General features: G+C 75.1%; 18 protein-coding genes and 1 tRNA gene. 9 read left to right on the top strand and 10 right to left on the bottom strand.

All coding sequences use genetic code 11. The features are described 5' to 3' along the window. Positions 1 to 61: 61 nt before the first annotated feature. A complete protein-coding gene (locus tag Cph01nite_RS02515; RefSeq protein ID WP_203670794.1) occupies positions 62 to 2,233 on the bottom strand; it encodes a DEAD/DEAH box helicase in 2,172 nt (723 codons plus the stop codon). Between the two features lie 356 nt (positions 2,234 to 2,589). On the opposite strand from Cph01nite_RS02515, the gene Cph01nite_RS02520 reads away from it, so the two are divergent. Then, positions 2,590 to 4,071, top strand: a complete 1,482-nt coding sequence (locus Cph01nite_RS02520) for a gluconokinase (protein WP_239068984.1) — start codon at positions 2,590 to 2,592, stop codon at positions 4,069 to 4,071. 106 nt (positions 4,072 to 4,177) lie between these two features. Continuing rightward, positions 4,178 to 4,813 carry a hypothetical protein gene (locus Cph01nite_RS02525; protein WP_203670796.1) on the top strand — a complete coding sequence of 212 codons (636 nt, stop codon included), beginning with the start codon at positions 4,178 to 4,180 and terminating at the stop codon, positions 4,811 to 4,813. Positions 4,814 to 4,861: 48 nt separating this feature from the next. Here Cph01nite_RS02525 and Cph01nite_RS02530 read toward each other — a convergent pair whose 3' ends face one another. The 5 genes from Cph01nite_RS02530 to Cph01nite_RS02550 form a co-directional block, all read right to left on the bottom strand. Next, complete coding sequence (locus Cph01nite_RS02530) at positions 4,862 to 5,857, bottom strand: NAD-dependent epimerase/dehydratase family protein (protein WP_203670797.1); 996 nt, start codon at positions 5,855 to 5,857, stop codon at positions 4,862 to 4,864. After that, the gene (locus tag Cph01nite_RS02535) at positions 5,854 to 8,631 is read right to left on the bottom strand and encodes an alpha/beta fold hydrolase (RefSeq protein WP_203670798.1); all 2,778 of its coding nucleotides are present in this window, start codon (positions 8,629 to 8,631) and stop codon (positions 5,854 to 5,856) included. The genes Cph01nite_RS02530 and Cph01nite_RS02535 overlap by 4 nt, the downstream gene beginning before the upstream one ends. Beyond that, entirely contained in the window at positions 8,628 to 9,650 is a 1,023-nt protein-coding gene (locus Cph01nite_RS02540) for a 3-oxoacyl-ACP synthase III (RefSeq protein WP_203670799.1), read from the bottom strand. Before Cph01nite_RS02540 ends, Cph01nite_RS02535 begins: the two co-directional genes overlap by 4 nt. 158 nt (positions 9,651 to 9,808) lie before the next feature. Then, the gene (locus tag Cph01nite_RS02545) at positions 9,809 to 11,788 is read right to left on the bottom strand and encodes an endo-1,4-beta-xylanase (RefSeq protein ID WP_203670800.1); all 1,980 of its coding nucleotides are present in this window, start codon (positions 11,786 to 11,788) and stop codon (positions 9,809 to 9,811) included. A gap of 714 nt (positions 11,789 to 12,502) precedes the next feature. Continuing rightward, on the bottom strand, positions 12,503 to 13,108 hold the full coding sequence (locus tag Cph01nite_RS02550) for a TetR/AcrR family transcriptional regulator (RefSeq protein ID WP_203670801.1): 606 nt from the start codon (positions 13,106 to 13,108) through the stop codon (positions 12,503 to 12,505). A gap of 56 nt (positions 13,109 to 13,164) precedes the next feature. On the opposite strand from Cph01nite_RS02550, the gene Cph01nite_RS02555 reads away from it, so the two are divergent. From Cph01nite_RS02555 to Cph01nite_RS02570, 4 genes are all read left to right on the top strand, one after another. Next, positions 13,165 to 14,412, top strand: a complete 1,248-nt coding sequence (locus Cph01nite_RS02555) for an MFS transporter (protein ID WP_203670802.1) — start codon at positions 13,165 to 13,167, stop codon at positions 14,410 to 14,412. A 293-nt stretch (positions 14,413 to 14,705) separates the two neighbouring features. After that, on the top strand, positions 14,706 to 15,320 hold the full coding sequence (locus Cph01nite_RS02560) for a hypothetical protein (RefSeq protein WP_203670803.1): 615 nt from the start codon (positions 14,706 to 14,708) through the stop codon (positions 15,318 to 15,320). Between the two features lie 60 nt (positions 15,321 to 15,380). Continuing rightward, a complete protein-coding gene (locus Cph01nite_RS02565; RefSeq protein ID WP_203670804.1) occupies positions 15,381 to 15,770 on the top strand; it encodes a hypothetical protein in 390 nt (129 codons plus the stop codon). 126 nt (positions 15,771 to 15,896) lie between these two features. Continuing rightward, positions 15,897 to 18,260: an endo-1,4-beta-xylanase gene (locus Cph01nite_RS02570; RefSeq protein WP_203670805.1), complete on the top strand. Its 2,364-nt coding sequence runs from the start codon at positions 15,897 to 15,899 to the stop codon at positions 18,258 to 18,260. A gap of 95 nt (positions 18,261 to 18,355) precedes the next feature. Here the strand turns inward: Cph01nite_RS02570 and Cph01nite_RS02575 are convergent, their stop codons facing one another. Then, the gene (locus Cph01nite_RS02575; RefSeq protein WP_239068985.1) at positions 18,356 to 18,874 is read right to left on the bottom strand and encodes a MarR family winged helix-turn-helix transcriptional regulator; all 519 of its coding nucleotides are present in this window, start codon (positions 18,872 to 18,874) and stop codon (positions 18,356 to 18,358) included. Between the two features lie 93 nt (positions 18,875 to 18,967). Here Cph01nite_RS02575 and Cph01nite_RS02580 point away from each other — a divergent pair, with 93 nt between their 5' ends. From Cph01nite_RS02580 to Cph01nite_RS02590, 3 genes are read left to right on the top strand one after another with little or no spacing between them, the layout of a single operon-like run. Further along, the gene (locus Cph01nite_RS02580; protein ID WP_203670806.1) at positions 18,968 to 19,609 is read left to right on the top strand and encodes an FMN-dependent NADH-azoreductase; all 642 of its coding nucleotides are present in this window, start codon (positions 18,968 to 18,970) and stop codon (positions 19,607 to 19,609) included. A gap of 24 nt (positions 19,610 to 19,633) precedes the next feature. Then, positions 19,634 to 20,401 (top strand): DinB family protein, encoded by a 768-nt coding sequence (locus Cph01nite_RS02585; protein ID WP_203670807.1) that lies wholly within the window; start codon positions 19,634 to 19,636, stop codon positions 20,399 to 20,401. 8 nt (positions 20,402 to 20,409) lie between these two features. Next, a complete protein-coding gene (locus tag Cph01nite_RS02590; RefSeq protein ID WP_203670808.1) occupies positions 20,410 to 21,114 on the top strand; it encodes an HAD family hydrolase in 705 nt (234 codons plus the stop codon). Positions 21,115 to 21,117: 3 nt separating this feature from the next. Here Cph01nite_RS02590 and Cph01nite_RS02595 read toward each other — a convergent pair whose 3' ends face one another. From Cph01nite_RS02595 to Cph01nite_RS02605, 3 genes are all read right to left on the bottom strand, one after another. Next, positions 21,118 to 21,483, bottom strand: a complete 366-nt coding sequence (locus Cph01nite_RS02595) for a type II toxin-antitoxin system VapC family toxin (protein ID WP_203670809.1) — start codon at positions 21,481 to 21,483, stop codon at positions 21,118 to 21,120. Beyond that, a complete protein-coding gene (locus tag Cph01nite_RS02600) occupies positions 21,480 to 21,722 on the bottom strand; it encodes an AbrB/MazE/SpoVT family DNA-binding domain-containing protein (protein WP_203670810.1) in 243 nt (80 codons plus the stop codon). Before Cph01nite_RS02600 ends, Cph01nite_RS02595 begins: the two co-directional genes overlap by 4 nt. A 384-nt stretch (positions 21,723 to 22,106) precedes the next feature. Next, positions 22,107 to 22,179, bottom strand: a tRNA-Arg gene (locus Cph01nite_RS02605). Positions 22,180 to 22,281 lie beyond the last annotated feature (102 nt).

A 22,281-nucleotide genomic window follows, 5' to 3' on the forward strand; every position in this document is an offset into this window, starting at 1 on the left:
TCGTCGTCGCGCGGGACCTTGGTCGGGCGGTGACCCAGCAGCCGGCAGAGGAGTCGCACGGTCAGCCGACGACCTCGCCGGTCAGCGCGTCGCTGAGCAGCCCCACCAGGGCGTCGAGCTGCACGTCGGTCGACGACGAGCCGTCGTCCTCCGCACCGTCCAGCGCCCGGGCGGCCAGGCCCGACTTGGCGTCGATGAGCTCGGCGATCCTCGAGTCGATGGTCTGCGCGGCGACGATCCGCCACGCGGTGACCGGCTCGTCCTGCCCGATGCGGTGGATGCGGTCGATCGCCTGGGTCTGCTCGGCGTGGGTCCAGGACAGCTCGGCGAGCACCAGGTTGGACGCGACCTGCAGGTTCAGCCCGACCCCCGCGGCCGTCAGGGAGCACACGACGATCGCGACCTCGGGGTCCTCCGTGAACGCCGCGATGTTCTTGGCACGTGCCCGGGGCGTCTGGTCGCCGCGGATCGAGGCGTACCGGATGCCGCGCTCGGCGAACGTCTGCTCCGCGGTGTCCATGACGTCGACGTGCTTGGCGAAGAACACGACCTTGCCGACGTTGCGGGCCAGCTGCGCGGCGTAGTCCGCGGCCAGGCCGGCCTTGGCCTGACCGATCCGGCGGACCATCGTGAACACGTTCTCGCCACCGGCCTTCGAGCTCGCGTCCTTGAGCTCGGCCGCGGCGACCCGCCGCGCGAGGTCGAGGTCGATCCCGTCGACGGCCGTGTCGTCGCGACGTGCCTCGAGCGCGGCCCGGTACCGGCTGACGAGCCGCTCGGCGAGCGCGGCCTCGGCCGCACGGATCGAGCGCCCGACGGCTCCGTCGAGCTCGACCGGCAGGTCCGCGACGCGGCGCGCGGGGATGTCGGCGACCACGTCGATCTTGCGGCGCCGCACGATGCCCATGTCGATGACCGCGGTGCGCGCGGCGGAGTAGAACCCGCGGTCGGCGGGTGTCAGCCCCGTGTCCTCGAGCGCGGCCATGAGGCTGCCGAGCGGCTTCTCCTGGTCGATCCAGCCGAGGTACTGCCAGATCGCACGGAAGTCCTCGATGTCGTTGATCAGCGGGGTGCCGGTCAGCGCCATCAGCAGCGGCCGGGCGGTGCGCTCGCGGATGCGCGCGGAGATGCCCAGGACGTGCCGCGAGCGCTGCGAGCCCGTGTTCTTGATGAAGTGCGCCTCGTCGACGACCATCCCGCGGAACCCGTGGTCGCCGAGCCAGCCGGCGTGCCGGTCGAGGATCTCGTAGTTGACGATCACGACGTCGGCGAACCCGTCGACCTGGTCGCCGTCGCCGTGCACCACGGTGGGCCGGCGCAGCGGCGTCCACAGCCCGACCTCGTGCGCCCAGTTCGTCTTGACGACGTTGGGGACGACGACCAGCAGCGGGAACGCGTCGGCGGCCTGCGCGGCGAGCAGCGCCTGGGCCGTCTTGCCCAGGCCGGGCTCGTCGGCGAGCAGGAAGGTGCGGTGGCCGCGCGCCGCGGCCGCGACGACCCGGGCCTGGTGCGGCATGAGCTCGCGGCCGGCCGGCGTCGGCACGGGACGCGGCTCGGGCAGGGGCATGCACGCCGGTGCGCCGGTCGCGGCCTCCTCGAACGACCGGAACAGCGGGTCGAGCAGCTCCCACCCGGCCAGCCGGCGCACCTTGGGCGTGACGCGCTGGGCCGCGGCCTCGAAGTCGGGGGCGAGGAACGGGTTGGCGAGCTGGCGCGAGATCACCGACCGTGGCACCACGCGCTTCTCGGTGCCGGGCGCCGGGGTGGTCGGGGCGGCCGGCCCCGCGGGCTCGGGCTCCTCGGGCGGCTCGAGCCCACCGGCGCGCATGACGGTCGCCTTGTAGGCCCGGGCGGCGTCGGAGACGCGGGCGTCCTCGGCGAGCAGCTCGAGCAGGGAGGTGTCGCGGGCGGCGGTCCGGGCCAGCTGCGTCGCGACCTCGTCGAGCCGCTTGAGGTCCCGGGCGCGCCGGTCGTTCGGCCCGCCGCCGGCCATGAGCTTCGTCCGCTCCTCGCGGACGAGCAGCGCCACCACCTGGAACTGGGTGCGGACGGCCGCACGGGTCGGGGGTCGCTGCACGGCGCCGTCGACCTCACGGGCCAGCGCTGCGAGCACCGGGAGGATCCCCTTCTCCGTGGGTCGCTGGGCACGGCCGCGTCCGGCGCCGGGCTCGCGCCGCTGGGCGCCCGTCTCCGGGCGCGCACGGCCGGACCTGCGCTGGCCTGCTCGTGCCACATCTCCTCCTTCGAAGCGTCCGGGCGGCGCGACGTCGCCGCCCACGCCACGGGGCCGGCAGCGGCGCGCACGGGCACCGCCCGGCACGACCTGCGAGAGCACCGCCGGGCTGTCGTCCCGTCGGCGCGCGACATGGCGTCGGTGCCGTCACGCACGTGCGACGGCACCGCCGCGACCCCCCGTCCGTCCGCCGCGGGCCGTCACGAGGCCGTCACGGGGCGCGGCGCGGACGCCGGCACGTCGTCGACGCCTGAAGCGTACCGCCGCGTGCGCCGCCGCAGGCCGGTGACGGGCAGATGTCGCCCGGCCGCTCGGCCGCGGCGACAGCCCGCAGCGGGGTCGTTAGGGTCGACCGGGTGACCCGACCCGTGGACGACGTCGCCCTGGCCGAGGCCCTGGACCCGCTGGTGCTGGCGGTCGACATCGGGTCGACGGCCAGCCGCGGCGGGGTCTACGACGCCGCGGGGCGGCCCGTGACGGGGCTGCGGCACAAGGTGCCGCACGCGTTCACGGTCTCGCCAGCGGGGGCCTCGGTGATCGACCCGGACCAGGTCGTCGCGGAGGTCGAGCAGATCCTCGACGCGGTCACCGCCGACCGGGCGCTGGGGACGCGGCTCGCCGGGGTGGCGATGGACACGTTCGCGGCGTCGCTGATCGCGGTGGACGCGGACGGCCGACCGCTGACGCCCTGCCTGACGTACGCGGACTCCCGGTGCGCCGGCGAGGTCGCGACGCTGCGCGCGGAGCTGGACGAGCGCGCCGTGCAGCAGCGCACGGGTACGCGGATCCACACCAGCTACCACGCGCCGCGGCTGCGGTGGCTGGCACGGACCGAGCCCCGGACCTTCGCCGCGGCGGCCGGGTGGTGGTCGCTCGGGGAGTACGTGTACCGCCGGCTCATCGGCGTCAACGCCGCCGGCACGTCGACGGCGGCGTGGACGGGTCTGCTCGACCGGCGCACCGGTGACCTGGACGCCGACCTGCTGGCGGCGGTGGGCGTCCGGGCCGAGCAGTTCTCCCCCGTGCACGACCTCGCCGACACGGTGGACCCGACGCGCACGCCGCGGTGGCCCGCGCTGGCCGGGGCCCGCTGGTTCCCCGTGATCACCGACGGGTTCGCCAGCAACGTGGGCGCGGGGGCCACCGACCCCACCGTCCTGGCCGCGGCGACCGCGACGAGCGGGGCGCTGCGCGTCCTGCTCGCCGGACCGGCGGAGCCGTTGCCGTTCGGCATGTGGAACTACCGGGTCGACGGCGACCGGACGCTGCTGGGGGGCGCGCTGAACGACGTGGGGCGGGCGATCAGCTGGGCGCAGAGCACCCTGCGCCTCGACCGCGACCCCGGTGCGACGCTGGCCGCGGACCCCTCGTCCGCGACCCCGCTGGTGCTGCCGTACCTCACCGGCGAGCGCGCCCCGGGGTGGGCTGCCGACGCGCACGCGGTGATCACCGGCGTGACCGCCGCGACGGACGCGGCCGCCCTGTACCGCGGGACGGTCGAGGGCATCGCGCTCACCTACGCGCGGGTGGCCACCGAGCTCGGCCCGGCCGCCCCCGAGGTCGGCCAGGTCGTCGCCTCGGGACGCGTCAGCAACGACCAGCCGGCATGGCTGCAGGTCCTCGCCGACGTGCTGGAGCGCCCGGTCACGCACGTGACGCTCAAGCGCTCGACCCTGCGTGGCACGGCCCTGCTCGCGCTGGGCGTGCTCGCCCCCGACGTGCCCCGGGCCCCGCGCGCCACGGGTGACACGTACGAGCCCGTGGCCTCGCGCGCCGCGTACTACGCCGAGCGGCGCGCGCGGTTCGACGAGGCGTACGGCGCCGTCGTGCGGCGCTGAGGCCGGGGCGGCGCCGCGCCCTTGCGACCCCCACGGGTCTCGTTACGGTGGATGAGGTGTCGTGACGCCTGCGGCGCAGCCGATCCGACCCCCAGGAGGACCGCCGATGACCCGCGCACCGCACGCCCCCCGCCCCCGTCCCACCGCCCTGCGCACCGCGGGGACAGCCGCCTGCGCGCTGGCCCTCGGGCTGGGACTGACCGCCTGCACCACGGGCACGGAGGATCCGGTGGGCTCACCGACGCCGGGGACGACCGCGCCGGCGCCCGCGGACCCCACGACCGAGCCGGCGGACGACCCGACGGAGACGACGGCGCCCGGCGAGGCGCTCCTCGACGGCACCCGCCAGGTGGACGTGCAGACGTACGGCGCCCGGTGGGTGACCACGAGCGTCGAGGGCGGGATCACGACGGTGGCCGACCCGGCCGAGTCCGACGTGCCGACCACGTGGGTGATCGAGCCGGCGTCCGACGGCGGCCACCTCATGCGCTCGACGGCCACCGTCGACGGCCGCGACCTGTGTCTCAACGCCCCCGGCAACGACGTGCTGGGCCTCGAGACGTGCGACGCGACCTCCCCGAGCCAGCTGCTCGACGTCGGCTCGCTCGACCAGCCCGAGCAGGTGAGCATCGTGACCGCGGACGGCTACCTCGTCGCGGACCCGGACGGTGGCCTGGCCCTCGCGTCCGACGCGTCCGGCCCGGGCACCGTCTTCGTGCTCGTGGACCGCGGCCCGGCCTGAGCCCGGGGCGCGCCGCGCCGGTGCGCGACGGGCCGTGACCGGGCTCCGCTACCCGGTCGTGGCCGCGTGCCACGCGGCCAGGCGGCGCAGCCCCTCGTCGATCGACACCTCGGGCCGCCACCGCAGGTCGGCGCGCGTGCGGCGCTGGTCGAACCAGTGCGCGGTCGACAGCTGCTCGGCGAGGAACCGCGTCATCGGCGGTTCCCCGTCGGCGCTGGCGAGGGGCAGGTGCGCCCAGGCCGTCTCGACCGCGGCACCCGCTCCCCGCGCCACCGCGCCGGGCACGCGCGTCGTCGGCGCGGGCACCCCCACGGCGGCGCAGATGCCCGCGACCATCTCCGCGACGGTCCGCGGCTCGCCGTTGGTGACGACGTAGGCCTGGCCGCGCACGGTGCCGTCGTCGTCGCCGAGCCGGTGCAGGGCCGCCACCAGCGCGGACGCCGCGTTGTCGAGGTAGGTGGTGTCGATGAGGGCGGCGCCGTGGTCGAGCAGCGGCAGCCGCCCGGTGCGGGCGCGCTCGGCGATGCGCGCGACGAGCTGCTCGTCGCCCGGCCCCCAGACGATGTGCGGGCGCACGGCCACGACCCGCAGGTCGCCGTCGGCGCCCAGGGCGAGCAGCTCCGCCTCGGCCTTGGTGCGCGCGTACGCCCCGCGGGCGCGTCGCGGGTCGGCGCGCGGGGCGTCCTCGCCGACGATCGCCGTGCCCGTGTGCGCGACGGACGGTGAGGACACGTGGACCACGTCGGTGGCGCCGTGGCGCGCGGCCGCGGCGAGCAGCGCGCGGGTGCCCTCGACGTTGACGTGCCGGAAGTCGGCCGGGTCCCCGGCGAGCGACACCTTCGCGGCGAGGTGCACGACCGCGTCGACGCCCGCGACGGCCCGGTCGACGTCGTCGGGGTCCGTCACCGAGCCGAGCCGGTCCTCGACGCCGTCGACGCCGCTGGGGCGGCGCTGGAACGTGCGGACGTCGTGCCCGGCGTCGCGGACGCGGGCGGCGGTGGTACGTCCCAGCAGGCCGGACGCGCCGGTGACCAGGACCTTCACGGCCGGCCCAGCCGTCCGCCGGCGAGCACGCCGTCGGCCCACGCCGCCAGCCGCGCCCGGTCGACCTTGGAGTTGTGACGCACGTCGGTCGGCAGCTCCGGGACGACGAGCACGGCCACGGTGCCCGGCCCGACCGCGTCCCGCACCGCCGCGGTCAGCGCGGGCGTGGCCAGCCCGGGGCGGCGCGCCCCCGGGTCCGTCTCGACGACGACCACGAGCTGCTGCGTGCCGCGCGGCCCGACCCCGACGACGCCGGCGCGCCGCACGCCGGGCACGGTCTGCGCGCGCTGCTCGGGGCCGACCGGCGTCACCGGTCCGTCCGCGGTGACCAGGACGTGCGCGAGCCGCCCCTCGATCCAGAGGCGGCCGTCGGCGTCGAGGTGCCCGACGTCCCCGGTGCGGTGCCAGCGCGCCCCCGGTGCGAGGTCGTCGACGTCCGTGCGAAGGCGCGTACCCCCGTCGCCGTCCGGGGTGCCGCGCCGGCTCTCGCGGTCCGTCAGCCACAGCCGGTCGTAGTGGTCCTTGACGTGCGGCGCGGCCACGACGACCTCCCCGGTGACGTCCGGCGTCGCCGCGAGCGTCCCGGTCGCCCGGCCGTCGGCGTCCAGCGCGCTGATGCGCACGGTCACGCCGGCGGCGGGCCGCCCGACGCACACCCCTCCCGCCGCCCCGCCGGGCCCGGCCGCCCGGATCTCCGCCAGCGTCACGTCGGTGAGCAGCAGGCCCTCGGTCATGCCGTAGGGGGTGTGCGGCACCGCGCCGGGCAGCAGGTCCCCGACCTCGGCGAGCAGCCGCTCGCCCACCGGCGCACCCGCCGAGAGCAGCAGCCGCACCCCCGCGAGCGCCCGCTCGTCGTCGGCCGTCAGCTCTCCCGCGGTCGCCACGACGTTGGCGACGGCCGCGGGCGAGAGGAACACCGCGGTCGCGTCGACCGCACCGGCCGCGGCGGCGACCGCCCGCGCGGTCAGGGTGCGGGGAGCGGTGACGTCCATGTCGGGCGTGACGGAGCGGCAGCCGAGGGCCGGCCCGAGCAGCGCGAACGGCGCGAAGCCCGCCACGAGGCCCGTCCCGACACCCAGGTCGTACTGCGCCGCGAGCGCGTCGCGCATCGCCGCGAGCTGGCCGTGCGTGTACGCGACGCCCTTGGCGGGGCCTGTCGAGCCGGACGTGAACAGGACCGCCGCGAGGTCGTCGGGTGACGGCGCGGGCGGCAGGTCCGCGCCCGCGCCCGCGTCGACGAGGTCCGGCAGGCTCGTCGTGACGCCCAGGGCCGCGGCGGTCAGCGGCGGCAGGGTCGTGGTCGACACGCGGCGCCCCGGCCAGCCGAGCGCGCGCGCCGCCGCCAGTCCCCGGCGCTCCCCCACGACCACGGTCGGCTGCGCCCCGCGCACCGCGCGGGTCAGCCCGCGGGGGCCCAGCCCGGCGTCGGCGACGACGACGACGGCGCCGAGGCGCAGGCACGCGTAGAGGGTGGCCGTGAGGTCGGCGCCCGGCGGGACGAGCAGCGACACACGGTCCCCGCGCTCCACGCCGGCCGCGTGCAGGCCGGCGGCGAGCTCGCGCACCCGCCGGGCGAGCAGGCGCCACGACACGGTGCGGACCCCGCCGCCGGTGGACGGCGCCATCTCGACCAGTGCGGTCGAGTCGTCGTCCGCGAGCGCGTCGAGGTGGTGCCACATGGGCGCGCGCGGCGTCGCCGGGGGTGCGGCGGGCGTGCGGTCGTCGTCGGTGCTGCGGTGGTCCGCGAGCCAGGTGAGGACGGCACCGGCGGTGTCGGCGTCCTCCGTGAGGAGGTGACCGGCGCCCTCGTACCGGTGCACCCGGGCGTGCGGGAGTCGCTCGAGCAGGTCGACGAGGTACGGCTCACCGAACACGGGGTCCCGCGGGCCCCACAGCAGCAGCACCGGGACGTCGAGGGTGCGGGTCCCCTCGGCGATCCGGTCGAGCTCGTCCGCGCTGGGGTGCTCCGGGCCGGCGGGGATGTCGGCGACGAACCCGCCGACGCCGGACCGACGCCCGGCGGTCCGGTACGGCGCCCGGTAGGCGTCCTTGACGTCCGCGGGCAGCGCCGGGTGCGCGAGGGCGAGCGTCGTCTCGAGGAACGCGGGGGTGGTGACGGTGGACGCGGCGAGCCCGCGCAGCGCGAGCCGCAGCGGCGCGGGGATCGGGGTGTCCTCGGGGTGGTGCACGGCGGTGTCGAGCAGCACGACGCCCGCGAGCGCGTCGCGGTGGTCCACGGCCCAGCCGAGGGAGACGACACCACCCCAGTCGTGCCCGACCGTCACGACCGGCCCGTCGAGCCCGAGCGCCCCGGTGAGGTCCGCCAGGTCCTGCACCCGGCGGCGCAGGGTGCGGTGCGTGCCGGTGCGCTCGGAGAAGCCCATGTCGAGCTGGTCGACGGCGACGACGCGCCACGCGCCGGGCGTCGGGCCGTCGGGAGTGGCGCCGTCGGGGGTTGCGGCGTCGAGGGTCGCGGCGACCAGGTCGCGCCACAGGTACGACCAGGTGGGGTTGCCGTGGACGCACAGCAGGGTGCCGACGACCGGCGTGCCGCGCTCGGCGAGCAGCGGGCCGGTGTCGAGGACGTGCCAGGTGCGGGTCGCGACGTCGGCGGGGCCCGCGGTGCCCGGTGGTGCGTCGAGCGGCGTCTCGGGGACCTCGACGAGGCGCGACCACGCCGGGTCGAGCCCGGGCAGCCCGCTCGGGGGGAGCTCGGCGGGCGCGACGGCCGGGGACGGCAGGCGCGCGGCCGGTCCCGCGGCGCGACCCGTCACCAGGCGATCTCGAGCATCGCGGTGTTGATGCCGGAGCCGACGCCCATGAGCAGGACGCGGTCCCCGGGTGTGAGGCTCGCGGCCTCCTGCGCGAGCGTGATGGGGATGGACGCGGGCCCGACGTTGCCGAACCGGGGGTAGGTCAGCGGCACCCGGGACCTGTCCAGCCGGGCCGCCTTGACGATCGCGTCGGTGTGCACGTCGGAGACCTGGTGGAGGACGTAGCGGTCCATGTCCGACCAGTCGAACTGCTCGCGCGCCTCCTGCCACGCCGCCATGACCAGCTGCATGCCGCCCTTGAGCAGCGCCTTGGCGTCGGTGTACATGCCGTTGACGCCCCCGACGCACAGGTCGTTGAACTGCGTCGCGGCCCGGGTGACGCCGCCGACGAGCCGGTGCCCGGACGGGTGCGCGTCGGCACGCCCGAGCACGGCGGCCGCCGCCCCCGACCCCAGGGTGAGGGTCGGGAACTCCCGCATGAAGTCGGCACGCGTCGTCCCCTCGCGGGACAGCCGCGCGACGGTGTGGTGCTGCACCTCGTCGGCGTCCTCGCCGTTGACGACCAGGGCGTAGTCGATCTGCCCCGCGTCGATGAGCTGGGCGGCCAGGCTCATGCCGTTGACGAACCCCAGGCACGCGTTCGCGATGTCGAAGTTCACGGCCGACGACGGCAGTCCCAGCCCGTGGTGCATGCGCACCGCGACGGACGGCTCGAGGTGCGGCCGCGTGACGGAGGTGTTGACGAGCAGGCCGATGCGCCCGCGGTCGACGCCCGCCTCGGCGAGCGCCTTCTCCCCCGCCTCGACGGTCGCGGTGTCGAAGCTCTGCCCCTCGGCCCAGTTGCGCCGCTCGTGGACGCCCGCGATGCGCTCGAGCAGACCCGCAGGCAGGCGCAGCCGGTCCAGGACGGGCCGCAGCCGGGCGTCGAGCTCGGCGGAGGTGGTCACCCGGTCGGGGACGACGGCCGCCAGGGACAGCAGAGCTGCGTTGCGGTACGTCGATGTCGCGTTGCCGGCCACTCACACGCCCCTCGGTTCGGAGACCTCATCCTCCCCTGCCGGGTGCGTGCGTGCACGGGGTGTTCCGGGTGTGGACGGTCACGACGGTCGGGACCCCCGGCGGGGGCGGGGCCGTGGACGGCCCTCGCCCCCGTCGGGGACCCGGTGGACGGGCGTCGTCAGGACCGCGGCGGGCCCGGGTTGCCGGGTGCGCCGGGGCCGCCCGGGGTCCCGGGCTTGCCGGGCTTGCTGGGCTTGCTCGGCTTGCTGGGCTTGCTCGGCTTGCTGGGCTTCGTCTCCAGGCCCGCGACCGCCTCGCGGAGCGCTGCCGTGGCCGCGTTCACCTTGGCCTGCGGACCGCCCTTGGCGAGGACCGCCGTGGCCTGCCCCTGCGCCTTCTTCACCGCGGCGACGCTGCGCCCGGTGTAGGTGCCGCCGCGCAGGTCCAGCGCGGCGGCCTCGGCCAGCGCACGCTCGAGCGCCGAGGTGTCGGTCACCGGTGCCCGCAGGCCCAGCCACTTCTCGGGATCGGCGCTGGCGGCCGCCCCGAGCTTCTCGGAGAAGTCGCTGTTGAACAGCAGCGGGTTGTGGGTGGACCGCCAGCTGAGCTGGTCGGTCATGCCCCAGAACGTCACCCGGTCGATGTCGGTCGAGTACTTCTTGTAGACGGCGAAGTACTCGGCGAACCGCTGGGCCTGGATCGCCTCGAGCTCGGCCCGGTTCTCGATCTTGCCGACCCAGTAGTCGAACTCCCCGCGGGAGATCCGGTCGGCGACGGACGGGTCGGTCAGGTCGCGGTACGCGGCCCGGTCGTCGCCCTCGGGCTGGCCGTTCCACGCCTCCCAGACCTGCAGGTCCAGCTCGCTGATGCTGGCCCGGAACCCGGCGCCGATGATCAGCTGCAGCGAACGCTCGACCGAGGCGTGGTCCGAGCACGCCCCGGGCCGCCACTCCTCGGCCGCGTCGTCGACGAGCTGCGGCAGGCGGGTGTGGCCGGAGCACGCGAAGGCCGGCGTCTGGTTGATGTAGTTGTGCGACTGCAGGCCGATGGCCTCGACCAGCGGACGCGGGTCCTCGGGGTGCTCGGCCGCGTACCGGGTGTTGAGGTCGGTGGCCATCGCGATGATCGCCCGGGCCTTGCCGGCGGACTGGAAGACGTTGAAGTCGTTGTACTCCAGGCGGGTCTCCGGGCCGTACGTCCGCGCCAGCACGAACGCGTCGTACAGGAAGTCCGAGGGGTGCTCCCCGGCCGCGGTGTCGGCCCCGTTGGCGTACGACGTCCACCAGCGCGAGAAGCCGCCGTTGGGCCCGCCGCGCAGGTAGTCGCGCCAGTCCTGCGTCGCGGGGTCGAACGTGTCGAGCCCGTCGACGAACGCCTCGTTGACGACGTCCCAGGAGACGGCGCGCCCCTGGAAGTGCGTGAGGACCGCCTCGATGTAGCGCTCCATGTTGGCCCGCGCCTGCGCGCGGGTGCCGCCGGTGGTGCCGCTGTTGATGCGGGCCGGCGACTGCCCGTGCCAGACCAGCACGTGCCCGTGGACCTTCATGCCGCGCGCGAGCGTCTGGTCGACGAAGGCGTCCGCGGGGGCGAAGTTGAACGTGAACTCGCCGGTCTCGGGGTCGATGTTGTCGTTGGGCAGCAGCTGGTCCGGCTTCATGTTGTTCTCGGCCGTCATGACGCCGTAGTGCCGGTCGACGGTCGCGGAGTTCGGCGAGCCGGGAGCGTACGTCTGCGGGTTGGAGTAGATGTTGCCCACGTCGAAGTAGTCGCGGTAGGCGTGCTTGAGCGACGCCATCTGCGGGCGGAACGTGGTCTCGAGGACCACGTCCGCCTCGGGCATCGTGAAGGAGCCGACGCGGGCGCCGATCCACCCCAGCTCGGCCGACGTCCACCCGCCCCACACGTGGGACGCGGCCGGCGTCGCCGTCAGCTCGACCGTCTCACCGGCCTCGTAGGTGCCCGCGCCGGTGGCGGCGCCGTTCCCCGAGACCAGGATCTCGACGTCGAAAGTCTCGGTCGCGGCATGCGCCGGGACCGCCAGGCCGACCGCGGCCAGCGCGACCGCCAGTCCCGCCCCCGTCCACCGCGCCGCCCAGCGGCGGGTCCCGCCCTGCGCTGCTCCTGCCCCGTCACGTCGTCGTGTGGTGCGTCGAATCACGATCGGTTCCCCCCGCGTGTCCTGCTCCGGAGCCGACGCGTGCAGGAGGTGAGCCCCCACCGGCCGGCATCTGTCCGTGCGCCCCCGGGGCCGCAGCTGTCGCCGACCATCGCCGACAGGGCCCGGGCACGGCCGCGGCGTGCTCTGGCGACAGTGTCGACGTCGACATCGACAGAGAACGCGCGCTCGGCCGTACGGGTGACAACGTAGGGAGGGGTGTGGGTGACGTCAAGGTGTGGGGGCGCGTCGCGGCGTGTGCGACCGGGACCCGCCGGAGTACCCGGCCCCGGCTCGCCTGCGCGGGGCGCGACGCACTCAGGAGGCCGTGATCCGGCGCAGGACCGTTCGACCCTGTCGTGCCCGTGACCGTGCCCGTGACCGTGCCCGTGCCCGGGGCCGAGCTGCGCACGCCGGTGCCGGCACCAGCCGAGCGGCGTGCTCCGGAACCTGGTGTCGCGGCGCGTGGGGTCGGCGCCGTGGACGACGAGGCGGTCGACGCTGTCGGCCCGCCCGACCACGCGGCCTGGTGCAGCGCCGTGGACCCGTCGCGGTCGACGCCGCGCAGCCAGGTGGAGGAGATCGTCGTCGACTGCGGATTCCTCGTCGTGCTGGGAGGTGGACTCGGTCCTGCCCGCGGGCCCGGTGGCGCCCTCCGCGCCACTGCCGACTCGAGCCAGGGCGCAGGTCGCGCGCAGCGGTGCGGCGGTGGCGGGCTCAGACGCCGCCGGGCTCCCGACGTCCGGCGCAGGCCGCGGTGACCGCGATCCCGGCCAAGATGCGCCCCCGCGCGACGGCGTCGTCGCCGGCTCCGCGCAGGAAGGCGGACAGCGTGCCGTCGTAGGCCATCAGGACGTCGTCGGCCAGGGCGTCGGGGTCGGCGACCGGGAGGTCGGCGGCGAGCGAGCGCAGGCGGTCGCGCAGGTGGGCGGTCTCGGCGGCCACGACGGCCCGCGCGGGGTGGTCGGGGCCGGGGAGCTCGACGGCCGTCGCCAGGAACGCGCAGCCTCGCGTCGCGGGCTGGTCGTCGCGAAACCGTGCCAGCGCGTCGAAGACCGCCAGCAGGCGGTCCTCGGGCGTCGTCGCGGCGGCGACGGCGTCGTCCCAGACGCGGCACCAGCGGGCGAGACGACGCTCGAGGTAGGCCGCGACGAGCGAGTCCTTGCCGCCGAAGTGGGCGTAGAGCGTGGCCGTCGAGACACCCGCCTCCGCGATCACCGCGTCCACGCCCGTGCGGGCGATCCCGTCGCGGTGGAACAGCGTCTCCGCGGCGTCCAGGACCCGTTCGCGCACGGCCGGGCCACGCACCTGTCGCACCGTCACACCATCAACTGTAACGTCGGTTCTGGTACAACGATCGTTGCAGATAGGAGGCGCCCGTGGCCGGTCGCCGGGCCACCGCCCTCGTCGCCGCGGGCACAGCCCTGATCGCCTGCACCTACGGGCTGGCGCGCTACGGCTACGGACTGTTCCTGCCGGCCTTCCGCAGCGACTTCGCCCTGTCCCCGACCCTGGCGGGGCTGCTGGCCACGGGCGGCTTCAGCTCCTACTGCGCCGCGGCCCTGCTGGCGCCACGCCTCGTGGGGACCGGCCGGTCGCGGTCCGCCGCGGCGCTCGCGGGAGCGCTCGCCGCCGCGGGCTGCGTCGCGGTCGCGGCAGCGCAGGACGTCGCCGTGCTGGGGGTCGCGGTCCTCGTCGCCGGGAGCGGCGCGGGCCTGGCCTCACCCGCGCTCGTGGCCCTGGTCGACCGGACCGTCCCCCTCGACCAGCGCCCGCGCGCGCAGACCGTGGTCAACGCCGGCACCGGTCTGGGCGTCGCGCTCGCCGGGCCGCTCGCCCTGGTCCTGACCGGGAGCTGGCGCGTCGCGTGGCTGTGCTTCGCGCTGCTCACCGTCCTGGCGACCGTCGCGACCCTGCGCGCGGCGGCGGCCGACGACCCCCCACCGGCTGCACGCGCCACGGGACCAGCCCCGGTGCCCTGGCGCCGGCTGCGGCCCGCGATCGCCGCCGCCCTGCTCGCCGGGGCCGGCAGCGCCGCGGTGTGGACCTTCGGACGCGACCTCGTCGTGACCGACGGCGGGCTCGGCGCCGGCCAGTCCACGGCCTTCTGGATCCTGCTCGGCGCCGCCGGCATCACCGGGTCCGTCGCCGGCGACGCCGTGCAGCGGTGGGGTGTCCCCCGTTCCTGGACGGCGCTGGCGCTGACCGTCGCCGCCGCCACCGGCGGGCTCGCCCTGGCCCCCGGCACGCACGCCGTCGCGTTCACCTGCGCCGCCGTCTTCGGCGGCTCCTACGTCGCCCTGTCCGGCGTCCTGATCGCCTGGGGCACCGACCTCCACCCCGACTCGCCCGGCACCGCCAACGCCGTCCTCTTCACCACCCTCGCCGCCGGTCAGGCGCTGGGCGCGCTCGCGCTCGGCGGGGTGGCCGAGGTCACCGGCTCGCCCACCGCCCCGTTCGTCCTCGCCGCGGTCGTCACCGCCGCGAGCTGCCTCCCGCTGGTCGGGTGGCTGGGTGGCGGCCGGCACCCCGCCGCGTCAGCCGATCGATCGACGCCACGATCGACCGACCCGCGCGCCGGGCGGGCGATCCGGGATCGCCGCCCCGCACGCAGACTCGACCCATGACCGTCGACGTCACGCACCTCCACAAGCGCAACGAGCGACGCCGGCGGTCGAGGACGTCTCCGCCGCGGTCGAGTGCCTCACCGGACGCACCGCCGATCGCGGAACGCTCTCGGTGCTCGGCCTCGATCCCCGGCGGGACCGCGCCGAGCTGCGGCAACGCGTCGGGTTTCAGCTGCAGGAGAGCCGGCTGGCACCGACGCGGGCTGCTGAGATGACGGTGAGGGTGGCCCTCCCGAGCGTCGCGTCCGACCCCGTCCCTCATCCCCCGCCACCGCGGTGCCGATGCCTCGGACGTGGAACGACTCCCAGGGCTGCTCTGCGGCGAGCCCGTGTACTGGATCGAGCACGTGACGGCCCTCGGTGACGGGAGGATGCGCACGACGCTGGGGTTCTCGGACACCGCCGCCCACCCCTACGAGGGGCTCGTCGCCGGCACCATCGCGCTGCTGGAGCGCGTCCGGGGTGTCGAGGAGGTGATCCACGAGGACCGCGAGGTGGTGCTCGTGGTGACCCGGGGGGTGGCTGTCGAGTGGATCGGCGAGATCGTCGACAGGTACTGGTACGAGCACCTGCCGACCACCCCGATCGACCCGGCCTTCGGGATCACCCCGGCCGACGTGCTCCCCCGGCCGTGGCCGCCCAAGCCGCCGCGGCCGCAGGGCGCGGCACCCGTCCCGGAGATCGAGGCCGGGCGGCCGACGCTGCGCGACCTGCGTCAGGTGGCGGTGCTCCCGCCGTCGCGGCGGCGCATGTGGACGTACCTGGTGTGCGGCGCCGGCGCGCTGATCGGTGCCGCCGTGCTGGCCACGACCCCGGGGGGCAGCTCCGGCGCGCTCCTGCTCGTCATCGGGACGTTCAACCTGGTCGTCGGTACCCGCATCGCGATGAGGCGCAGGCAGGCCGCCTGAGCCTGCCGGGACGTCGGGCAGCGGTTGAGACGAAGCGGTGCGGGATGGGACGCTCCCGCCATGAGCTTCGACGTGTTCGTGCAGCGCATGGTCCAGGGCGAGCTCGCGACCGCGGACAGCGACGTGCTCCGCGAGCTCATCGCCCCGCACGTGGCGAGCACCGATCCTGCGAGCGACCTCGCCCAGCTGCGTTTCGACGACGGGACGGCGGACCTGTACGGGTTCGGGGAGCCGGGCGCGGGCTTCATGGTCAACCACGTGACCGGCCGGCAGGCCTGGGACCTCGTGGCCGCGATCGCCGCGCGCGCGGACATGACGCTCATGGCCCCCGGTGTGCCGCCGCTGATCGCCAGCGAGTCGACGCGCGCGCACCTGCCCGACGGGCTGGGCGACGACGCGGTCGTCGTGACGTCGGGCGCCGACATCATCCGCGCGTTCTCCGACGCCTGACGCGTCGGGCGTCCCTCTTCCACCGCGGCCGAGTCCCGAGTAGGTTCGACGCACTCGCGATAGAGAACGTTTGCCATCGCGAGCCCCGGCGCACCGTCGCGTCGGGGAGGCTCCTGGAGGGATCCCATGTCGAGCTCGCGACCCCACGCCGTCACGACCCCAGGGACGAGGAGGGCGGCCCGGCCCGCGCTCGCCACGCTCCTCGCCGCGCTGCTGACCGCCACCGCCCTGGCTCCCGCCGCACCGGCGCTCGCGGCCACCGAGCCCGCGCTGCCGGCGCCCGGCCGGACGTTCGAGCACTACCCGCCGATGAAGGACGTCTACCAGGACTACTTCTCGTTCGGCATCTTCGGCGCCGGCGAGCCCGAGGGCCTGGTCCACAACTACGCCTCCTACACGCCGGGCAACGAGATGAAGCCCGAGAGCACCCAGCGGGACAAGGGCGTGTTCACGTTCGAGCCGGCGGAGGCGGCGATCGCCCGGTACACGTCGCGCAACCCCGACCTGGCGCTGTACGGGCACACCCTGGCGTGGCACTCGCAGACACCGACGTGGATGTGGGACGCGCCCCCGGCCCGGTTCGACCAGCCGGGCACCTTCGACCGCGCGGTCGCCCAGGAGAACCTCGACACGCACATCGAGACGGTCCTGGAGTACTTCGGCCCCCGCCTCGTCGCGATCGACGTGGTGAACGAGGCCGTGGGCGTCGCCGACCCGGACGACTGGCGGGCGTCCCTGGCCAAGGGTGAGGGCTGGTACCAGGCGCTCGGCGCCGAGTGGGTGGAGCTCGCCTTCCTCAAGGCCGCCGAGGTGGTCGACGCTCACGGCTGGGACGTCAAGCTCGTCTACAACGACTTCTCGCTGGACAACCCCGCCAAGGCGCGCGTGGTCTACGAGATGGTCAAGGACATCAACGAGCGCTACGCCGACGCCCGGCCGGGCGGCACGCCGCTGATCGAGGTCATCGGCATGCAGGGGCACTACAACCTGGCGACGGACGTCGAGGCCGTCCGGGCGAACGTCGCGCTGTTCGCGTCGCTGGGGAACGTCGAGGTCAACGTCACCGAGATGGACATCGCCCTGCCGCCGGGCGAGCTGACGCCGGAGAACGAGAACAACCAGGGCATGAAGTACGCCGAGCTGTTCTCGATCTACCGGGACTTCGCCGCAGGACCCGCCAACACGTCGGGCAACCCGCGGGTCATCACCGCGGTGAAGCTCGCGGGCGTCCGCGACGTGCTCACCGGGTGGAAGGGCGGGGAGTTCGCGATGCCGTACGACTACGACGGCAACGCCAAGCTCGCACTGCTCGGCATCCTGTACCCGACGCAGTTCCTCGCGACGTACGAGTACATCGACACCTCGGGCGGCGGCGAGCGCCCCCCGGTCCCGGGCGTCCACGTCTTCGACACCTCGGCGGGCGACGCCTGGAGCGGCGCGAACATCGTCCTGGGTGACGACCCGTCGGTGTGGCCGTGGTCGACGACGGACGACGGCCAGGTCGCGTTCCGCCCCGAGGCGGGCACGACCTACCGCGTCACGGTGAACTACACGGCCAAGGGGACCACGGCGATCCGGGTCCGGTGGGTGCGGGACAACACCAACGGCGGCTACACGAGCGGCGACCAGGGGGTCATCAACGACCACCAGTACTCCGCCGGTCAGGTCGCCACGCACATCCCCGCGTACTTCAACAGCGGCATGGTCAACATGGGCAGCTACGACCTGGTCACCGAGATCCGGCTCGACGGGTCGCAGCCCGCCGAGGGGCTCATCGGCAACATCGCCGTCCGCGGCGGTGGGGGCGGCAACGCGTTCTCGATCAACACGATCACCGTGGAGGAGCTCACCGACGCGGGCGACGAGGTCCTGGTGACGTGGCCGAGCCAGGTCGTCGTGCCGCCGGCCACGGCGCCGGCCGCCCCGACGGAGGTGCTGGCCACCGCCGCGTCCGGCTCGGCGACGGTGTCGTGGACCCCGCCGGCCGACGACGGGGGCAGCCCGGTGACCGGGACGACCGTCACCGCGTCGCCGGGCGGCGCGACGTGCGTGAGCGAGACCTCGTCGTGCGTCGTCACCGGCCTGACCAACGGCCGGGCGTACACGTTCACGGTGGTCGCGAGCAACGCCGCCGGCGACTCGGAGGCGTCCGCGCCGTCGGCACCGGTGACGCCGTCGGCCCTGCCGGGAGGGCCGAGCACGGTCGCGCTCAGCGTGTCGGCGCAGGCGCAGTGCGTCGCGGGTCGCCCGCAGCTCACCGTGCAGGTGCGCAACACCGAGCGCGTGCCGGTCCTGGTCGCCGCGACGACCCCGTGGCGGTCGGCCACGGCACGCGTCCTGCTGCCCGGGGCGTCGTTCCGCCACACGTGGACCGCGCCCTCGGCGGACCTCCCCGCCGGCCACGTGACCGTCACGGGCGTCAAGGTCGCGTCCTGGCAGGTCGCCGGCACGACGTACGAGGCGGGGCACACGGGCGCCGCCTGCAGCTGAGTCGGGCCGGAGCACGCGGGCGGAGCGGTGTCCCCGGTGGGCAGCGCTCCGCCCGCGGGCGTGTCGCGCGCGTGCTCGGCTGCGGCGCGCGCGCGTCAGGCGTCGTCGCCCGTGCACGCCTCGGGGGGGTCGGCGGCGATCGCGGCGTTGACCGCCCGTGAGGCGTCGGCCAGGGCGTCGAGCTGCTCGGGGGTCAGGGCGTCCACGACGAGGCGACGCACCTCGCGGACGTGACCGGGGGCGATCGCCTCGAGCCGCGCGAGGCCGGCGTCGGTGAGCGTGGCCTCGATGCGCCGGACGCTGCCCTCGCTGCAGGCGGCCCGCGTGACGTAGCCGGCCCGCTCCATGCGGGTGAGCGCGTGCGAGAGCCGCGAGAGCGAGCCGCGCGCGAGAGCGGCGAGGTCGCTGAGCACGAGGGTGCGCGCCGGGGCCTCGGAGAGCCCGGCGAGCACGTGGTACTCGAAGGCGTTGACCCCGGCGTCCCGGCGGAGCTGGGCGTCCAGGGCGGCCGGCAGGGTCGTGGCGAGGGTGGCGATCGCGCGCCAGCACTCCTGCTCCCGCTCGGAGAGCCACGGCACCGCGTCGTCGGCCTCGCGGGCGTTGTCGGACGTCACAGTGAGCATCGTACCCGCCGACTTGAACCTTCAAGTCGAAGGGTCTACTGTCCGACTTGAAGGTTCAAGTCCTACCCACCCGGGAGTCCCACCATGACCGTCCTCCGCGTCGACGCCACCATCCAGGGCGACCGCTCCGCGAGCAGCGAGCTCGCCGACGTCGTGCTCGACCACCTGGTCGCCGCCCACCCGGACGCCCCCGTGGTGCGCCGCCACCTGGGCCGGGACCCGCTGCCCGCCGACGCGTGGGCCGCCGCCGTCGCGGCCGGCGCCACCCCGGAGGCCGAGCGCACGGACCTGCAGCGCCAGGGCCTGGCGACCGCCCACCAGGTCGCCGGCGAGCTGCAGGAGGCGTCGAGCGTGGTGCTCGCCATGCCGCTGTACAACTGGGGCGTCTCCCAGCACGTCAAGACGTGGGTCGACCTCGCGATCGCCGGCGCCCCCTACGGCGCCCGGCTGCTCGAGGGCACCCCCACGGTGCTGGTCACCACGCGCGGCGGCGCGTACGGCGAGGGCACGCCGCGCCACGGCTGGGACCACAACACCGACTACCTGCGCCGCGTGCTCGCCGAGGTGTGGGGCGCCGACCTCACGGTGATCGAGCGCGAGCTGACCCTCGCCGGGGTGAACCCGGCCATGGACGCGTTCATCGAGGCGGGCGCCCTGCTGCACAAGCAGGCACGGGAGGCCGCCGCGGAGGCGGGCGCCGCGCTCGCGGCACGCCGCGCCGCCTGACGGCCCGGCTGCCACCATGGGGTCATGACGACGTACTCGGGTACGCGGGAGTTCGAGGGCGCGACCTTCGTCCGGGCGAGCTTCAAGGGCGCGACCCTGCGGTTCTCGGACGTCAGCGGCGTGACCATGCGCGGCGTCGACGTCGACGGGCTCGACATCGACAGCCACGACCTGTTCTTCGGCAGCCTGGTCGTCAACGGTGTCGACGTGGTCCCGCTCGTCGACGCCGAGCTCAACCGGCAGTTCCCCGGCCGTGAGCTGCAGAAGGCGCAGACGCCCGAGGGCCTGCGCGACGGGTGGGTGGCCGTGCAAGACGCGTGGCGCACGACGGTGGCGGACACGCCACCCGCGCTCGTCGACGCGCACGTCGAGGACGAGTGGTCGCTGGCTCAGACTCTGCGGCACCTCGTCCTGGCGACCGACGCCTGGCTCGGCGCCGCGATCCTGCGGACACCGCAGCCGTTCCACGAGATCGGCCAGATGTTCACCGGCGCCGAGTCCACGGGCTTCGACATGTCGATCTTCCGCACCGACACGCCGGGCTTCGACGAGGTCCTCACGGTGCGCGCGCAGCGGCAGCAGATGGTCACCGACTTCCTCGCCTCCGCGACCCCGGAGCTGCTCGCGGAGGAGCGGGACGACCCGTGGGGCGGTGACTGGCACCCCAGCGTCGGCGACTGCGTCCGGGTGATCCTCGAGGAGGAGTGGGCGCACCTACGGTACGTGCGCCGGGACCTGGCGCTGCTGCGGGCGGGCGCGAGCGAGGCGCCTGCGCCGGGTGCCGACGGCTGACGCGCGGCGTGGGTGACTCGCCACGCCTCGGGTTCCGCGGGGTGCTGCTCGACTGGCGGGGCACGCTGGTCGTCGCGCCGACGTACCGGTGGCTGGCGCGGACGGCGCTGGAGAACCTGGGCCGCGACGCGTCGTCCGGGGTGGTCGAGACGGTGCTCGACCGGCTGCGCTCCGCGGACTCCTCCCGCGTCGACTCCTCCGCGATCGACACCGACGTCGCCGAGCACCGGGCCGCCTACCTCGCGTGGTTCGCCGCGGCCGGCCTGGACGACGAGCTGGCCGCCGCGCTGTACGCCGCGGAGTCCGACGCCGGCCGCAACCCGTTCGCCACCGACGTCGGCGACCTGCTGCTCGCGCTCACGTCCGCGGGCGTGCGCATCGGGGTCGTCAGCGACATCCACGTCGACCTGCGGCCCGTGTTCGCCGCGAACTCCGTCGGGGACGAACGGACGTGGGCCGACCTGATCGACGTGTGGGCGCTGTCGTACGAGCTCGGCGTGGCCAAACCCGACCCGGCGATCTTCCGGTTCGCGCTCGACCGACTGGGGATGCCTGCGCAGGACGTGCTCATGGTGGGCGACCGGGGTGCCTGGGACGGGGCTGCGGCGGCGATCGGGATCACCACGCTGGTGCTGCCGCCGCTGACGGACGCTCGTGAGGCGCGGCTGCATCGCGTGCTCGACCTGGTGCTGCCGGGGCGAGCTGGTGCGTGAGCCTCAGCGGATCTGCTGCACGCCGGAGGCGTCACCCCACGCGGCGTCGGCGGTGATCGCGTCGACACCGAGCCGATCGGCCAGCGCCAGGCAGAACCGGTCCCCGAGCGACAACCCCTCCCCCGGACGCCAGCGTGCGGCGGCCCCGTCGGCGTCCTCGATCGTTGCTGGGTGGACCGCCAGCCCGAACGAGAGGAGCGTCTGAGCAACGAGGGGCCAGCTCGCACCGCGCGCACGGGTCTTCTGGGCAACCTCGGACCAGTTGACCGCGCTCATGTGGGCGCCGGCCTCCAAGTGCTCGCGGACGACCTGGGCACCGGGTTCGCGCTGGAGGAACGCCAGCACGGCGGAGGCGTCCAGGACACTCACCCGCCGTCCTCCACGGCGGCAGCCCGACGTTCGGCGACGAGCTCGGCCACCAGGCTCGGCCCGGCGAGCTGGGTGTGGATCTGCTCCAGGGCCTGCTCGCGCGTCATCATGACGACGCCGGCAGGTGTCTCCACGAGGATGAGGGTGTCGCCTGCACCGATGCCGACGTGCTCGCGCAGCTCCATGGGGACGACCAGGCGACCCCGGTCTCCCATCGTGACGGTGTACGTCCCACTCATGAGGGGACGATACCACTGACGTCGCTCGCGCACGCTCTCCGCGGTGAGGACCTGACGGTCGCGCGCCTCGCGATGCTGGACCGCGTGCGTGCGTCCGCCACTCCGGTCGGCCTGCTCGAGCTGGCTGGGCGCTGACATCGTCGTCGGATTCCTCCGCACCCGGAAGACGGTCGACTCAGCACCGAGTGGGTGGGGCGCCCGAGACGGCATCAACGCCGACACGGGGTCGCTCCGCGTCCGCCGGTGTCCGTCCATGTCCTTGCCAGGCCGTCCACGTCCTGAGACATGTCGCTGACCACACGCTGACCACAGCCCCACAAGTGGGACAGAGCCCCTGCCGCGGCCGCGGCGCCGATAGAGCCCCTGAACTGCACAAACACTCTGTGCGCCTGGGCAGATTCGAACTGCCGACACCCGCTTTAGGAGAGCGGTGCTCTATCCCCTGAGCTACAGGCGCGCGCGGCCGGTCGGACTCGCGATCGAGAACCCAGGCGCAGACGCCATTGCGGGTCCCGACCACGGTGCTGACCGCCCCGTGCGACATCGGCCAAGGCTCGAG

Origin of the sequence: Cellulomonas phragmiteti (assembly GCF_016862775.1) — a bacterium.
Taxonomy (GTDB): Bacteria; Actinomycetota; Actinomycetes; order Actinomycetales; family Cellulomonadaceae; genus Cellulomonas; species Cellulomonas phragmiteti.